The organism is Streptomyces sp. NPDC029836, from assembly GCF_055574495.1.
Map to the genome: position 1 here is coordinate 605,818 of NZ_JBVHZI010000001.1, position 15,872 is coordinate 621,689.

Sequence of the window (15,872 nt, forward strand, 5' to 3'; positions counted from 1 at the left end):
GTCGGTATGGGGCGGGGTACTTGGAGTTGGATTGTTCCGGACGGGCTGTGGGAGATCGCGGAGCCGCTGATCCCGCCGTCGAAGGTGCGGCCGCAGGGCGGCGGAACACCGGATACGCCTGATGAGACGCTGTTTGCGGCGATCATCTACGTCCTGGTCAGCGGATGCGCCTGGCGGTCGCTGCCGCCCTGTTTCGGGATATCGAAGTCCACGGCCCACCGCAGGTTCCTGATCTGGTCCCGGGCCGGAGTGTGGGGCCGGCTGCACGAGGAGATTTTGCACTGCCTCGACGACGCCGGCCTGCTCGACTTGTCGCGCGCCGTCCTCGACTCCGCCCACGTTCGGGCCAAAAGGGGGGCGAACTCACAGGTCCGAGCCCCGTGGACCGCGGCAAGCCGGGTTCCAAGATGCACGTCCTGTCGGACGCGAACGGACTGCCCCTCATCGTCGGCGTCACCGCGGCCAACACCCACGACAGCCTCGCGCTGAAGCCCATGGTCATGGGCCACCAAACGAGACATGACCCCTACCGCGGCCGCCGCTTCAAACCCCGACGCCTCCACGCCGACAAGGCCTACGATGTTCCCCACCTGCGGAAATGGTTGCGCGGCAAGCGGATCGGAGTCCGTATCGCACGCAAGGGCGTCGAGTCATCGGAACGACTTGGCCGCCACAGATGGGTGATCGAGCGGACGATGTCCTGGCTAACCGGCTACCGCCGACTCAACCACCGCTACGAACGCCACCCCCGCAACTACCTGGCCTTTCTCGGACTGGCCGCCGCCATCTGCTGCCACAAGCGGCTCGCCCGCCTCACCGCATAGGACACGGTCTAAGTTCCGCGGTCGGCTCCATCTTCTCGCGGCGTTGCGGTGGGATTCGGCTGCATGTTGTGCAGGGTGGTGTGGTCGGCTCCGCATGGGCAGGAGACGGGCGGCTGGTCGGGCGGGATCGGCCTGGGGCGCAGGAATCTGGAGGCCATGGCAGCGATGGTCCGGGCCTGCTGCAGGACGTGCCGTCGGCTGCTGATTGACTCGCCGGAGAGGTAGAGCGTCCCGGCGCGTGCGAGGACTCGCAGGGCGCCGCCGAGGGTGCGCTGGCGCAGGCGGAGCCGGAGCAACTCGGCCTGGAGGATGAGCTCCACGCGGGGAGCGCTTTCGCGCCGGCTGACTTCGATCGCGCTCGTCAGGTTTCGTTCGGCCCTTGCGAAGTCGTCCTGGCGCAGGTACCACCGTGCCCAGGACCCCTGCAGGAGGGTGAGGCCGGTGCTCACCTGGCCGACTCGGGCGAAGGTCTCCTCTGCCCTGCACAGGTGGTATTTGGCTTCGCTGGCTGGCCCGTGGTCGGTGAGGATCTCGGCGAGGCGCTGGTGGTAGAAGCCGTGACCAGTCAGGTAGTCGTCGGATCGCTGTTCACCCTGGACCAAGTACTCCAGTGCGAGCTGATACTCCCTGCGGTCGGCCGCGAGTCTGCCCAGGTAATGCAGAGCTGTCGCCATCGGCTGATTAGCGGCCGGATGTCCGCCGAACCTGTGGCCAAGGTTGACGGCGGCCTCGAAGTGCCTCCGCGCAGTATTCGGATCGATGTAGTAGTAGGTGATGCCCGCCGTCGTCTCGAGGTCGAGCCCTAAAGGCCCGTCTTGCTCGGCGCCAATCGCTGCGCGGCACTCAGCGACGTGTCGGCGGGCGCCGGTGTAGTCGCTGATGTCGATGTGAAAGCGTGCCAGGTGCAGGCGCGCGATTACGTGGTCCGGGGTGTCTTGTGCGGCCTCGACTGCCCGTTCGATGAGGCTCCGTCGGGCCGGGTCGCCGTTGGCCAGGCATGCCTGGAAGCGTGCGGCCGACAGCAGGAGTTGGGTTGTAGGCGCGCCGCGCGCCTGCAGGACTTGTATGAGGCGGAGGGCGTACTCCAGGAACTCCTCGTATCCGCGGTAGGTGCTGCCAGCTCCGACCTTCAGCACGACCCGGAAGGCAAGGTCCATCAGCCCGCTGAGCTGCTCGGCCGCGATCCCGTCAGGAAATTTCAGGGCGCCGTCGAGGAGCTGGGCGAGTTGGGGGACCCTCTCCGTGTGGGAGTACTGGGCTGGGTCGGTCAGGGCCCTCTCGATCTTCGTCGGATACCCGCGCGAGGCCGCTGTTCGGCTGACCAGGTCGCGCCACCGGGGTGAGGCCGTCTGCTCGGGAAGCACTTGCTCTCTCATCTGTCCCGGCGCAGTGAGGAGAGTGGGCAGGTGTGTTCGTAGAGGAGGCTGTGGATGGAGTACTTGCGGTTCATGTCAGAGGGGCGCAGCAGGTTGAGGCGGCAGGCCGAGGCGAGGAGCCGGTCGAAGGAGCCGGTGTCCAGCCCTGGGTCGAGGGCGGTCGTCTCGCTCAGGAGCTCCTCGTAGGTCATGGCGCCGCCGCGGCCGTTGGCGCAGAAGGCGAACAGCAGGTTGACCGCCATGTCCTGGCTTGAGCGCTGAGCGAGCTCGTTTAGCGAGCGCTCGAACAGCCATTCTCGGACTTGGCCGGCGAGGGCGGCCTGTTCGGGAAGGCCAGCGAGGTCGTTGATGATCCGGGACACCGACTTCCCGCTGACCAGGTACTGCGACACGATCAGTTTGACCAGGAATGGGTTGCCGTCGGTGATGCGATAGATCGGTGCCAAGTCCCGGTTGCTGGCGCTCTGCAGATCCGAGTTACCGCCCCGGGACGCCAGGCGGACGAGGTCGTAGGTGTGGCTCTCGCTCAGCGGATGAACGGCGATATTGCGGACATCCAGGTTTCCGCGCTCCGAGTGGTGGCGCGTGGTGGCGACGATCCGGTGCGGGGCATTCACGCCGAGGGTGCGCAGCCGGTCGACGACCCGGTCGGCGGCGGCAACGAACTCCAAGTTGTCGATGACGATCAGGATGCGGGCGCCGGCGAGGTTATGTTGGAGGAAAGAGGTGAACTCCCTTTCCCACAGCGCCTGGCTGGGTGGGAGGTCGCAGCCCAGCTGTCGCGCGATCATCTGTAGCAGGTCATGCCAGTAGATGTGGTTGATCGCTGCGGAGTTCGGGTCGTCGGCGATGAATCGGGTATTACGTGCCGATGCCCAGACGACGTGGGTGAATCGTCCGGCCGCTGCAGCGCGCTCTACTGCGGCGTAGGTGACGGCCGTCTTGCCCAGCCCGCCGTGGCCGTGGACGGCGATGGCGGCTGCCGATGTGGGGCCGTCGATCGCGTCGGTGAGCTGGTCGAGCAGCTCCTCGACGTGGATCAGCTCCTCCTGCGCCAGCAGGACATGGCGGCGCCAGGCGGACAGTGCCGGTGCAGCAGCGGTGCTGGTCGTCTCGTCCGGCTCCAGGTTGTCCGGCAGCAAGCCGCCCAGCATCCTCGCCGCGGAGCGTAGGGAGTTCGGCTTCGGCGGGGATGATTCAGGTGCCTGCCCCAGGCCGAACGTATCGATCAGGTCCTTGCGCAGGGCGAGGTGCGAGCGGTGCTGGATACTGTCCGGCTTGATGATTGTGAAGTGGTCACCCGGTAGGGCGCGGGCGTCACGAAAGACGCCCTGCGCCGAGGCGAGCGTGACGATATTGTCCTCCGTTCCGGCGTACACCTTGAAGGGGATCGGGCAGGAGTGCGGGCGGACGTCGACGGCATGGACCACCTGGTTGATCACTGTGCTCTGGGCGTCCATGACCTCGCGGTTAAGGACGTGCAACTGCTTGCGTTGGGGGTGGCGGCGCATCCAGCTCCTGGCGAGCTGCGATCCATTGTTCGGGCAGGCAAACAGAATGACCCGACGGATCCGCTGCAGCTGCTCGGCGCCACCCCTCCCGATGACTCGGTGAAGGTGTCGCTGGATGATCAGGCCGCCCTGGCTGTGCCCTACGAGCGCAATGGCCTCATAGTTCTCTGCCACTGTCTCCAGGTAGGTGTCCAGATCATCGGCAATGTCCTCATAGGAGGGGATGCGCCGTAAGGGGTTGATGGAGACCATTGGGGTCGCGTAGGAGAACATCAGCGAATCTACGGCGGCGAGGCTCGGATCTTCGCCGATTCTGTCCCTGAACCTGTCCCAGGTCTTCTCGCCGGAGAGAAACCCGTGAATGAATACGACGCCGATCCTGCTGGATGTTGTCATGCCTCAACCACACTGTCCTGTAAACAAGTTGGCGTCGAGCCTACCCCGCGGGGGCGAGGTGCGGCGAACCTCCGGCAAGCCGGACTGGCGAGTAGGGAAATTCGTGACCGTACGGCAGTTCGAGCCGGGCCCATGATCTGGCCCCTTCCCCCGCCTCGCTGGGGCCCGGACTTGATCATCTAACTTGATCTAAAAGTCATCTCACGTGGCAAGTTTCGCGGGTTTTTGTAGCAGGTGAGGGCGTCTGTGAGGCCGAGGGAGGCGAGGAAGTGATCTCCCTTCCGTTCGTATCGGACGGTGAGGCGGCGGTAGCCGAAGAGCCAGGCAATGGTGCGCTCGATCTTTCGACGGTGTCGGCCTAGACGCTTACCGGTCTCGACGCCGGGTCGGGCGATCAGCTCCCACAGCCCGTCCGGAACAATCCAACTCCAAGTACCCCGCCCCATACCGACATCAACGACGCCTCACCACATAGGACACGGTCTTGGTGAACCCTCGGCAGCTGAGCTTGCTGCCAACAAGATCCCCAACAGAGTCAAGTTGAGACCCTCTGTACACACCGCACCGTAACCGTGACACTTGGTGCCCACGACCGTTCGTGAAAGGGGCACCGGTGTTGAGTGACACTGCGCCGGATTGGGCGAAGCCGACACCTCTCGGGTACGGAAGCACTTCCGAGACGGCGCACTTCGTCGCCGCCCCCCTGCTCGCCGGGGCCTGCATCGCCACGATCGGGGTCCTGGGTGCGGACGGCGACAAATTCCGCTGGCCCGGCCCCGCGATGCTGCTGCTCACCCTGGCCTTTGTTGCATTCATCGCGAGCGTGCAGTACGGCTTTCATGCGCGCCAGCACTTCTACTCTCCGGCCGATGTTGACGCCTGGTACCCGCCCGGCGGATCCCGCCCGGCCGAGAGCACCCTGCGCCGGCAGCAACAGCGAGACTTTCAGCAGTGGCGGCGCCTGAGCCGCCGGGGAAGCACGGCGTACAACGTGGGAGTCGTGTTGCTGGGGGCGGCCGCCACCCTGGTACTGGCTCCACCCGAGGAAGCGTCACTCGGACATGCCGTGTGCCGTTGGACGGCAGCCGCCGTCACAGCACTGGGCAGTGTGGCGGAGTTCGAGTGGATTCTGCGCGGGGAGCGCGTACGCAGAACCCTTGCCCGTGCGGCTCAGGGCGCGACAACAGAACGGAGTCCTCATGTCTGATCCGCACCTGGATTCCTTCGGGGCTCCTCCGGAGGGGGGCGGGACACGCTGTTGTGGCTGCGACGGCCTCTTGCTGTTTCAGGGCCGTCCCTTCAAGGCCGAGATGCGCATGTGGCTCATAAACAATGACCAGCTGATGGCCCAATGCTCGTACGAACACGAGGACGACTGCAAGGTCTCGGAGGTCCCGGCCGCCAAGCTGATCGCGATGGACAAGGACCAGGCACTGGCCGAGGCTCGCCGCATGAGATCGGAAGGGGACAGCGGTTCGCCGCCACCGTCGGCTCGGTGAGCGGGAAAGGGCGCGCACTCGAGCGGATCAGGGAGCCTTTCCGGCCGTCCGCGTCAGCTCGTCGACCAGGTTCTGAGCTGCCGTGGCCTGTTCACGGCACGGCTCCCCTAGTAACTGGAAGTCATGCAGAGCCTTCTGGGCGTAGAGCAGGGCGTCCTCGACTCGGCCTCCGCGGTGCACGAGGAAGTTCGCGAAGTCCATCCGGCTCTGCGCGGCGCGGAGGGTGTCGCCCGCGAGTTCGTGCGCCTCCACAGCCTGACGGTAGTGCCGCGCGGCCTGCCCGATTTCGCCGAGCTTCTGCAAAACTCCGCCGAGTTGGTGATGCAGCGACGCCCTGAGCGCGGCACTTCTCCTGTCGTCCCCCGGGAGCCGTTCCAGCGCGTCAATGTAGCAGGTCGCCGCCTGCACGAGTTCCGCGCATGCCTCTGCCGGGAGGGATACCGTGATCCGGCCCGGGCGGCTCGTGTCGATCTTCCCGGCCTGTACGAGCCGCTGCAAGTACTCGTTGGTGAGCCGGTTCGCACGGTCGACGTGGAGGACGCCGAGGCCGTCCAGGGCACGCGCCCAGGTGAGGCGGTCGGCGGTCGCACGCGCGATGTCCTCGCTTCTGCTGAAGCATGACTCCGCCAGTTGCTCGAAGCGCAGCTCGCGCCGGGCACGGTACCAATGACCGAGCTGGATGAGTGCCGTCGCCTCCAGTGTCCGGTCGTCGATCCGGTGCGCGAGGTCGACCGCCCGCTGCAGGCTCGGCTCGGTCTTCTCGCCGAGCAGGCGCTGTACCTCCTGGCGGGGATTGTGCTGCGTGGCGGTTTCCGGGGGTGCGGGCGCTGTCTCGGTTTGCCCGCGCGTGTCCGGCCGCGGCCCGCGGCCCGGTTGCGCGGCCGCACGGCCGGATCGTGACGCCTCGGTCAGGTACTGCGCGAGCACAGCATGGAGGGCGCTGTCCCGGAATCGCAGGTCCGAGTGCGGGGCGCCGGTGGCGGGGTCGAGCAGCGTGGGAGACAAGTCCTCGACGAGGTCGCGCCAGCGCTGCTGGCGACCCGTTTCCAGGTACAGCATGCGCAGCGCCTGCATGGGCCCCATGACCTCGTCGGCCAGCGCGTGGTCCAGTGCGAACCGTCGTGCCTGAAGCAGGTTGTCCTCGTCCAGTGCGATGAGGTCGAGGATCTCGCGGCTGCCTTGGTTGTAAGCCCAGAACAGCTCATTTCCATGTCGGTCGTAGTGCTCGGTGAGGGCCCTGCGTATCGTCGCCGACAGGCTGTCGGCCCAGGCATCCAGGAGCGGCCGCAGGGCGAGGGGCAACATCGGGTGAATGGCGTGGAAATCTGCGCCCTGGGGGGTGAGCCAACCCAGGGCGGCGACTGCCGTGAGGAGGCGGGCGGCGGAGTCCTTGTCCAGGACGGTCACGTAGCGGCCGGCTTCGGTGTGTCCCAGTCGTCGGGTCAGAGCGGCCAGATGGATAGCGGCGACGCCGCCGCGGAAGAACAGCAGGAGACCGAGCAGGCGCTGCTCCTGTTCGTCGAAGGCCGTGCGAAGGCTCGCAGTGGTGCCGACGGGAGTGGGTGCGCCTTCACGGGGTTCGAGTGGGCGGCCGGTGCCGGTGTGCAGAGCGGCCAGCCAGCGCTCCACCCCTTCGGTCCGTTCGGCCTCCGGCAGTTGGCGGCACAGGGCATGGAGCACCAGGGGATTGCCCTGACTGAAACGGATGATCGACTCCGGCAGGCGCGGTGCGTGCGATCCCAAAGCCAGTGCCGCGAACTCGGTTCGCTCCGCGACGCTCAGGGGCCCCAGGACGACGCGCTCGGTCCACTCTGGAAGCCACGGCGCTTCGTCCGTGGCGGTGAGTAGTACCCGCACCGCCCCTTCGGACAGCTCGGCGAGGAGGCTCGCCAAGCGGGCACGTTCGGCGCTGGTCCAGGTGGCAGCCGATTCCACGTCGTCCCAGACCCACAGGGCAGATGCCGGCGACGTGCCACCGGGTGGCATCGGTGACAGGCCGTCCAGGCGTCGCCGTGTGGCGTCGAGTCCGGCGCAGGCGGTGGTCCGAAGGGAGGTGAACACCACTGGGCCCAGCACGCCTGCGGTGCGGCGGTACCAGCGCGCGAAGTCTGCCGCGGTGGTGGTCTTCCCGCTGCCGACCGGGCCGCGGAGCAGCACCGGCCGGCCACCGTCAAAGGTCCGATCCAGAGTGATGATCACGTCGTCGCGGCCCACGCATCCGATGTCCGGTGGCGCGGGCAACGGTGTGTCCAAGGGGTGGGCGACCGAATCCGGCGGTGCATTCCGGCCGTCGCCGGTTTCGTGCCGCGTCGTGTCGAACAACCGGACTGGACAGCGCTCGTACACCACGGGCACCAGCCACTCGCCCGTGCGGGGCCCCGGACCGGTCGGCGCGGCCAGACCCGTCCGGGCCGACGTGACCGCCTCGGCCAACTCCGCTCCCTCTACGAGATGTTCGTACAGTGCGGAGACGAAGGTGGCGGCTGCGGAGACGTACACGTTGTAGCGCATGGCCACGACCGCGCCGAGGCCCGACCGCAGGGCGTTGCGTGCGAGGGAGCCGAAACTGTGCAGTTGCTGTGGGGCGGACTCCGGGCCGGACACCGGGTCGGTGGCGCGGGCGCGGTTCGTATCGGCACGGTCCGAGCCGCACGCGTTCAGGATAAGGGCGAAGACTCCCGTTCTGGTGAGCAGTTCGCCCAGTTGTCCTCCGGAGATGAGCTTGCGGTTGTTCGTCGAGCCGGGGTCCTCGAAGACGGCGAATCCCTGTGGTGTTGCTCCGCCCTCGTTGCTGAACGAGCCGTGCCCGTCGAAGTGGACGATGTGGAAGGGCTCCCCGCGGTTCTTGGCCGCCTGCAGGGTGCGTTTCAGTTGCTCGTACGTCGGCGGACGCAGGACCTGAATCCGAACATCTGGCCGCCGCTCAGCCGATCGGAGCAACCGGCTGGCGACCGACCGGAAAGACACATCGCGGTCATGGTCCGGCCGGCAGATCGCGAGCAGGATCCTGATCGGCCCCTGACGGATCGGCGTCTGCCCTTCTGCGGCGTCATTCCCGGGCGTCCACACGTGGACGAAGGAGCGAGCCGTTAGGGACAGGGCCGCCTCCCGTGGCTCCCGCAGCAGTTCGAACGGCACGGACATCACGGCGCCCAGGCGGGCATCCACCTCAACGCGAAGATCTCGCACCCGTGCTTTGGCCTGCCTCCACAAGGTCCTCGTTTCCTCAGAGAACTCGAACAGCGCACGGAAGAGCGATTCGCCGAGTTCCGCCAGTCGGGCGGAGCAGCGCGTCGCGATGACCGGCGCGGGGTCGGAGGGGAATTGGCGGTACTCCTCGAGATACCACCGGATTTCCTCATGGTCGTGCCAACTGACATCCAGGTCCGGTACCGGAACCTCCGCCTTGTGCTGCGACTTTGCGTCACAGAGCACGATCTCTACGTTAAGACCCGACGGGGCGACGGCGGGTCGCAGTTTGATTCCCAATACCCACTGCACCGGTTGTGACAATGCCCTGCCCCCATACCTCGGTCACGCGATGAAGCCGATATGCCCATGGCTGCTTGGCGACATGGCCAGTCGCTCGGGGAACCGCGCCGTGCTCCGCGAAGAGGTCCAGTCCCTCGCGAGCGACCTCACCGGCCGGTCGGTGACTTGGAGCTGTACGACGTGGTCGAGGATCAGACAGGAGGGCGACGTCCCTCTACTCATCTGTCAGCGCGGCACCCTTGCGTCCCCACCCACCGTTGTCCCTCGAGCGATAGCGACTGGTGTGCATCAACCGAGCATCTCATCGTTGGCGGGTGCGTGGGGAGGGCGCACAGGCGCGTTCACACGGCGTGGTGGTGGAACACGCATGGTGCTCATCTCGCCAGGCCCACATGCAAATTCGAGTCCGCATGATCGAATCCCCCTCCGGTTTGATGTCGAGCTGGCGACGACAGGGGACCCTGCGTTACTGTCGGTAGCCCTCAGGTGAGAGTCGGTCACCGCAGAACGAGTTCGAAGACCCCGAGGGCAAGTGTCAGGGAGAGCAGCACCACGGTGACCCTCGCGAGCCGTTCGGTGGCGGACTGGCGGGCGCGCAGGGCGGCCCAGGGGGTGCGGAGCCGGGTCAGCTGTTCGCCGACTGCCGTTTCAAGCGCTGTCACGGATGACCGGGCCTCCTCGGTGGCCCGGCTCAGCCCGCAGAGAACGGCGGCCGTGTCTTTGCGCGCGGCGGCCGACTGTGCCTCGTGGTACAGCTTCAGTTGCTCGGTCAAATCGTCTACCAGGGCGTCTAGTTGGCAACGTGGTTCCTGGTTCTCCCGGGCCAGTGCCTCCTGTTGCTTCTTCAGCGCGGGCGGCGTCCTCCTGCTCGACGGCCACCCCATTCAGGACCTTCCTGAGCTCAGCCAGGGATTTGTCGAGCCGCCCCACCTCTTCGGTGATCCGTTCGACCATGCTCGCGGCCAGCGGTGCGGTCAGTTGTTCGACGACATCTTGGAAGGAGGCCCGCAGCGGCTCGGCGGCAGAGGGCTCCCGCGCAAGGCGGCGAGGACGAGCCAGGACTGATCGTCCCCGTCCGACTGTGCTGCCCGGCTCAGCAAGTGGTGGACGTACGTCTCGTTTCTCCGGCTGTGGACGGTCCGTACCGATCGAGCAACGGTGAGGTTGGCAGCGTCCTCGGCCCGTTCCTCGGCCGCCCGGTCGAACAAGTCGTCCAGCTCGGCGGTCGCGCGCGCCAGTGCCTCGGCAGTCTGGTCGGCGTACCGGGACGCGACCGTCGGCATCGGTCTCGGCCCTGGCCAGCCGGGCGGTCGCCGAACCGGCGTGCGTGCACAGGGAAGTTCGGATCCAGGCCGGCATGCGCGTGCCGACGCCGGTCATCCTTTAACCCTGTTCGCACAGCTCGCAGCAGCGGCGCAGCTCGTCGTACTCTTCCCGGATTCTCGTGCTCAGGTCGTGTGGCGGCTGCCACGGCACCTCCGGTTCCTCGAGAGTCTCCCGCCATGCGGTCCACGCTCTTCGGGTGGCCTCCGTACAGGCGGCGCGCTCCTCCTCCTGTTCCGCGCGGACCAGGTTGTCCTTCATCTCCGGCGCATCCGGGCGGGCGTAGGCGACCGGCTACTCGGCGAGCCTCTCCAGGTCCTTCCGCAGCGGCCGTCCCGGGTGTGGACTCGTACAGGGCCACGGCTTCGGCCTTAAACTCGTCCGAATAGCCTTCATCGGCATCGGCGGTCTTCTCGCTTCCTCCGGATCAGGCAGATCCAGTGTCAGCGTGTCCACCACTCAGGGGGAGGCTCCCATCGACCAACGGAACGAACCGAGTATGCAACCCGATCACCATGTCGCGGATGGGGAGGCACCGCTCGAGGGTCTGACCCGATCCCCGATTGACGCTTCGGCTGTCCTCACTCTGAATCGTCGGCCCTCCGAGCGGTGCCCATGCGCGTACCGGCCGGAGATCGTGACCTCATAGAAGCTTGAACCAAGCGGTCCCATCACAGTCGTGTCCGTCTGCCGTCCGGTGCGCGCGAGTCCGCTCGCCGCGTACGGAAGGAACCCGGCCACCATGTCACATCCCATCGAGGTGATCGGCGGGATCGACACCCACACCGACCTCCACCAGGCCGCCGTCATCGACACCATCGGCCGGCACCTGGCCACCGAGGCGTTCCCCACGACGCCTGCGGGCTACCGGGACCTGCTGGAGTGGCTGCAATCCCACGGCCAAGTACTGGCCGTGGGCATGGAGGGCACAGGCTCTTTCGGTGCCGAGCTCTCCCGCTACCTCCATGCCAACCAGACCACTGTCATCGAGGTAGACCGACCCGACCGTCGTGCTCGTCGCGCGGCCGGGAAGTCCGACCCCATCGATGCCTACGCCGCCGCCACCGCAGTACTCGCCGGCCGCGCCACAGGCACCCCGAAGCATCGCGATGGGGCCGTCGAGGCAATCCGTGAACTGCGCGTGGTACGCGCCAGCGCCGTCAAGGCCCGTACCCAGACCATCAACCGGATCAAATTGCTGATCATCACCGCGCCCGCTGAAGTACGTGAAGCACTGCGCTCACTGACCACCACCGAGCTGGTCCGACGGCTGGCGGCCAGCCGTCCGGGAACCGATCTGGCGGCCCCGGCCACGGCCGTCAAAGTGGCCCTCAAGCGCCTGGCCAAGCGCTACCGGCACCTGAGCGAGGAGATAGCATTGGCAGATGCCGAACTGCGAAGCCTAATCACTCGCACCGCACCCGACCTGCTCGCGCTGCCGGGTGTCGGGACCGAAATCGCCGGGCAGCTGCTGGTCACCGCCGGTGACAACCCCGACAGGCTCGCCTCAGAAGCCTCCTTCACCCACCTGTGCGCCGCCGCACCCATGCCGGCCTCATCCGGGCGCACAGACCGCCACCGGCTCAACCGTGGTGGAGACCGCCAGGCCAACCGTGCGTTGCACACAATCGTGCTGGTCCGCGTGCGGCACGACCCGCGGACCCGCAACTACGTCGCACGACGCACCCTCGAAGGACTCAAGACGAAGGACATCTTCAGGTGCCTCAAGCGCTTCGTCGCGCGAGAGGTCTACCGCCATCTCACCAGCGGTTTCAGCGACGCGATCCGGCCGTCTCCTACAGCTTGACGATCTATAGAAGCTTCAGAGTCCAGCTCGCGATGCCTGGATGCTCCCCGCTTCGCTGGCCTGCTGACCATCGGCTGACGCCGATCTGAGCATCCGTCACGCGGCCCGGACCCGGTCAATGGAGTCGGAGACGCCGTGGACCAGGAAGGACAGCAGTTCGGGCCCGTGGCATCCGGCGCACCCGCAGCGTCACGCGACGGCCCGCCTCGCCGACAGCGAAGACATTCCGGGCGAACGCCGAGGCGATCGCCGCGCTCCAGCCGCTGACGAATCGAATCCAGCAGGCCGGGACATTCGTTCGGCTGATCACGGAACTGGTCAAGGGTGGGCGGGATCGGTGATGATGCGTGGGCAGGAACGGTCTTCCAGCGAGGTTACGGGACGTCAAGGCTAATGACCTTGGAAACCCGCGTCTGCTTCATGTTTGGGTCGGCATGTCACGCACAGAACGGGACTAACCGGACGACCTGTCGCCTTGCCGAAGTCCTGGGTGCGGCTATTTTCGTTGTGCCGATGAACTCCGTGATGGCAGAATTGCCGCACCAGCCCTCCCCGAGTTCATGATGAACAGCGCGTCTCTGCCAGATGGAACGTCCTGCTCCACTTTTGAGGGGGAGAGCGTCATGGGAAACAAGATCAGCGTTACCTTTGTCGGACCCACCGGATCCGGCAAGACAGTGTATGTATCCAGTCTCTACCGGAGGCTGTTCCAGCCGAGCCCGGGCACCGCTTTCTCGGTCAACCTCCCGCTCCAGCGCGCACAAGGGCTCAACGACCTCTATTCCCGCCTCGTCCGTGGCGAGTGGCCCCCGGCGACTGCCCTGAGCGAGTTCACCGAATGGCAGTTCACCGTCCGCGTTCGGGGGGACGGCATCTCCTACGATCTGTTCGACGTGTCGTATGTGGACTACGCTGGTGAGCTGGTCAACAACGCCCAAGGGTCTACCGGGCAGAGCCTGGTGGACGCGATAAATGAGTCTACGGTCATTCTCTTCGTCCTTGATGGGGAGCGGCTTGTCGACTATATGGACGGAACCGACTCCGGTCTGATGGACACCTTCATCCCCTGGTTCGGTGAACTGGAGAGCAGGGACGCCATCGTCCACTTTGTCATTTCGAAGTGGGACTACGTAGTGAGCCGTGGGATCGGACTGGCGAAGATCCGGCAGCGCCTGCTCGCCATTCCCGACCTCGGTAACTTCATCAACCTTCGGTTGCGCATAGGCCCGCAGGCAGGAGCGGTGCGCCTCATTCCGGTCAGCTCCGTCGGCATGGACTACATCGACTTCGATAGCCCTGAAATGCAGCGCAAGCCCAGCGTTGAACCGCAGCCGTTCAATGTCGAGATCCCACTCTTCGCAACGGTCTACGACTTTGTCGCACGCGAGATCGCCAGGGCGGAGAAGGAGCGCCGGGAGCTCGAGCTGGCATACGACGTCAACGCCGAGGCGCGCCGGACCAGTTGGGCTCAGCGCATAGCGGGGGCCGTCCCAGCGGCCCGGAACTTCGTGCGGGATGTCCTCGGCGGATTCGGGGACAGCGTCGTCGACATGATGGCCGACAAGGCGAGCCGGAACCTTCAGGCCCAGCAGGAGGTACTGGACGCCGAGGCCGCGGCGATAGATCGACTCTCCGGAGAGGGGAAAGCCATCAAGCAGGCCACCTTCGCAATCGAGCGCCGGTTGGGGCGGTTCGAGGAGGAGTTCCCCGAGTCTGTGCTCCGGCCGGCCTACGAGGAGGGCGTATGAGCGGCGACGTGCCGCCGGGTTGGTGGCCGTACGCGGTCTCCCGCGGGTTTCGCCGCGACGCCGGCCAGGCTCTGGTGGCCGCGCCGTCCTTTCTCACCATCGACGAATGCGCGGCGCTGGTCACGGGCTTCTCCGGCGAGGGGGCGTCGTGCGAGGCCGATCCCAGTACGGTGTACGTGGCTCGGCTTCCCGCACAACGATCGAGGGGGGACAGCGAGCCGGACACCCGTCCCCGTGGCGCCGGCTCCGACGAAATCCTTGATGACGAGGCCCGATACGGCGAGCCCAAGAGCGGACCGCCGGTCGCGGGGCTGTCGATCGGTAAGCGGGAGCCGACGAATCCGCCCCGGATTCGTGCGCTCGAGCGGGAGTTGTGGTGCGTCTTCCGAGAGACGCGGCTGGACCGGAGCGAGGTGGAGGCCGATGTCCCGCCAGGTAGTTCGGCGAAGGACAAGTTCAGGCGGCCCATCCGGGTCTTCGAAGGCATAGTCGGCGGGAGCGAACCGCTCTTCCCGTTGGACGAGGCCCTCTTCGCCGCCGTACATGCTCAGTGCCGAGAGGCGATCTGCGACTACTACCTGAACGGGGAACGGTATTCGACGCCTAAACCCGTGCCGACGGCAGTCGTTACCCCCGGCAGCTTCCCCGAGGGCACACCGCGCCTGCGTGTGATCTCGCTGGTGGAACGCGTTTCCTCCCCGTCGAGGGAGCGGGACTCCCCAGGGATTGCCGCGACCGGGGCGTCGGCCCCGCCACGGAAGGATGGAGTCCCACACAGCGGCAGGCGGCCAGGACTCGGCAACGACAATCCGGTGGGCCCCCAGTTCCGCGGGGCGGCGGTCACGATTGGCGGCACCGACCAAGCGGAGAGTGAGGCCGGGGGCCTGACTGAAGGCGGTGAGGACGAGGAAGACGGGTCGGCCTTCCGCGGTCGCGACGGTCCCATCCACACCGGGCGAGTGCTGGCCGTCTCAATGCTGCTCAATCTGGTCCTGGCGATCGCCGTTGTCCTGGCCATCCTCCGGTACTGAGCCGCTGAGGCGCGGAATCCGACTGCTCCACTCCGTTCCGCGCAGCCCGACGGAGCGGCCCGGCAGCGCGTTGGCTACGTCTCCTACAGCGTCTCGGGCGCCATCCGGTTGATGCACTGGCTCGGGTTCTCCGCGCGGGTGCCCGCGCGGCGGGTGGCCGAACGACGAGCAGGCCGTGAGCGTGTGGCGGAGGTGGGGGCCCGGGCGGCCTGCGGGGGCTACGTCTGCTTCGAGGACGAAGTCCGGCTTCACCCGACGGCCGCCCCTGGGACGAACTTGGGGGCGGCGAGGGGTCACCCCGGTCGTGATAGTCAGCGGGCGCCGCTCGGGACGGCTGCCGATGGCTGGCCTGATCGCGATGCGACCCGGTTCCCGGACTCGGCTGTGTCATCGCCTGCGGACCCATCCCGCGGGCAAGGGCCAACGCCGCAGTATGGGCGAGTGGGACTTCATCGCTCTGTCGACGGCGCCCCACAGCTGGTCAGGGCATCGATCGTGCTGGTCTGGGACCGCCTGAAGATCCACGTTTCCCGCACGATGCGGGGACTCGTGGCCGCGCGGGAGTGGCTGACGGTCTTCCTGCTGCCCGCCTACTCGCCCGACCTGAACCCTGTCGAAGGTGTGTGGGCACACGTCAAGCGCAGCCTCGACCGTCTCGAAGTACTCGTCCGCAAACCGCCTCAAACGCCTCCAATACCAGCCCCACACCCTCGACGGCTTCATATCCGGCACCGGCCTCACCCTCGACGCACCATCCTCACCTTAAAAAACCGAAGTCAGTAGTTGGCGCCCTGGCAGACGATGGACATCATCGTGGTGCTGATTGCCAAGGCGCAGTGACAGCGGCCACGAGGATCTCCCCAAG

General features: G+C 66.6%; 11 protein-coding genes and 2 pseudogenes. 7 read left to right on the forward strand and 6 right to left on the reverse strand.

Translation table 11 applies throughout. The features are described from left to right. Positions 1-6: 6 nt before the first annotated feature. A protein-coding gene (locus ACZ4XJ_RS02865) for an IS5 family transposase (RefSeq protein ID WP_468495062.1) occupies positions 7-824 on the forward strand; the annotation gives its coding sequence in 2 pieces (ribosomal slippage) (positions 7-349 and positions 349-824; 819 coding nt in all). A gap of 8 nt (positions 825-832) precedes the next feature. Here the strand turns inward: ACZ4XJ_RS02865 and ACZ4XJ_RS02870 are convergent. The 3 genes and pseudogenes from ACZ4XJ_RS02870 to ACZ4XJ_RS02880 form a co-directional block, all read right to left on the reverse strand. Continuing rightward, complete coding sequence (locus ACZ4XJ_RS02870) at positions 833-2,188, reverse strand: tetratricopeptide repeat protein (RefSeq protein ID WP_468495063.1); 1,356 nt, start codon at positions 2,186-2,188, stop codon at positions 833-835. Between the two features lie 8 nt (positions 2,189-2,196). Next, the gene (locus ACZ4XJ_RS02875) at positions 2,197-4,107 is read right to left on the reverse strand and encodes an esterase/lipase family protein (protein ID WP_468495064.1); all 1,911 of its coding nucleotides are present in this window, start codon (positions 4,105-4,107) and stop codon (positions 2,197-2,199) included. Positions 4,108-4,286: 179 nt separating this feature from the next. After that, positions 4,287-4,505, reverse strand: a pseudogene (locus ACZ4XJ_RS02880) (hypothetical protein); the annotation flags it as partial. A gap of 218 nt (positions 4,506-4,723) precedes the next feature. Between ACZ4XJ_RS02880 and ACZ4XJ_RS02885 the strand changes: the two are divergent. Both ACZ4XJ_RS02885 and ACZ4XJ_RS02890 read left to right on the forward strand, forming a co-directional pair. Continuing rightward, positions 4,724-5,314 (forward strand): hypothetical protein, encoded by a 591-nt coding sequence (locus tag ACZ4XJ_RS02885; protein WP_468495065.1) that lies wholly within the window; start codon positions 4,724-4,726, stop codon positions 5,312-5,314. Beyond that, the gene (locus ACZ4XJ_RS02890) at positions 5,307-5,606 is read left to right on the forward strand and encodes a hypothetical protein (protein ID WP_468495066.1); all 300 of its coding nucleotides are present in this window, start codon (positions 5,307-5,309) and stop codon (positions 5,604-5,606) included. Before ACZ4XJ_RS02885 ends, ACZ4XJ_RS02890 begins: the two co-directional genes overlap by 8 nt. 27 nt (positions 5,607-5,633) lie before the next feature. Here the strand turns inward: ACZ4XJ_RS02890 and ACZ4XJ_RS02895 are convergent, their stop codons facing one another. From ACZ4XJ_RS02895 to ACZ4XJ_RS02905, 3 genes are all read right to left on the reverse strand, one after another. After that, entirely contained in the window at positions 5,634-9,041 is a 3,408-nt protein-coding gene (locus tag ACZ4XJ_RS02895) for a CHAT domain-containing protein (protein WP_468495067.1), read from the reverse strand. 554 nt (positions 9,042-9,595) lie between these two features. After that, positions 9,596-9,760: a hypothetical protein gene (locus ACZ4XJ_RS02900; protein ID WP_468495068.1), complete on the reverse strand. Its 165-nt coding sequence runs from the start codon at positions 9,758-9,760 to the stop codon at positions 9,596-9,598. A 312-nt stretch (positions 9,761-10,072) separates the two neighbouring features. Further along, positions 10,073-10,381: a hypothetical protein gene (locus ACZ4XJ_RS02905; protein ID WP_468495069.1), complete on the reverse strand. Its 309-nt coding sequence runs from the start codon at positions 10,379-10,381 to the stop codon at positions 10,073-10,075. Positions 10,382-11,163: 782 nt separating this feature from the next. Between ACZ4XJ_RS02905 and ACZ4XJ_RS02910 the strand changes: the two genes are divergently transcribed. From ACZ4XJ_RS02910 to ACZ4XJ_RS02925, 4 genes and pseudogenes are all read left to right on the forward strand, one after another. After that, entirely contained in the window at positions 11,164-12,228 is a 1,065-nt protein-coding gene (locus ACZ4XJ_RS02910; RefSeq protein ID WP_468495070.1) for an IS110 family RNA-guided transposase, read from the forward strand. A 623-nt stretch (positions 12,229-12,851) separates the two neighbouring features. Then, on the forward strand, positions 12,852-13,976 hold the full coding sequence (locus ACZ4XJ_RS02915) for a TRAFAC clade GTPase domain-containing protein (protein WP_468495071.1): 1,125 nt from the start codon (positions 12,852-12,854) through the stop codon (positions 13,974-13,976). Continuing rightward, the gene (locus tag ACZ4XJ_RS02920) at positions 13,973-15,007 is read left to right on the forward strand and encodes a hypothetical protein (RefSeq protein WP_468495072.1); all 1,035 of its coding nucleotides are present in this window, start codon (positions 13,973-13,975) and stop codon (positions 15,005-15,007) included. The genes ACZ4XJ_RS02915 and ACZ4XJ_RS02920 overlap by 4 nt, the downstream gene beginning before the upstream one ends. Positions 15,008-15,082: 75 nt before the next feature. Beyond that, a pseudogene (locus tag ACZ4XJ_RS02925) lies at positions 15,083-15,773 on the forward strand (transposase); the annotation flags it as partial. Positions 15,774-15,872: the final 99 nt, after the last annotated feature.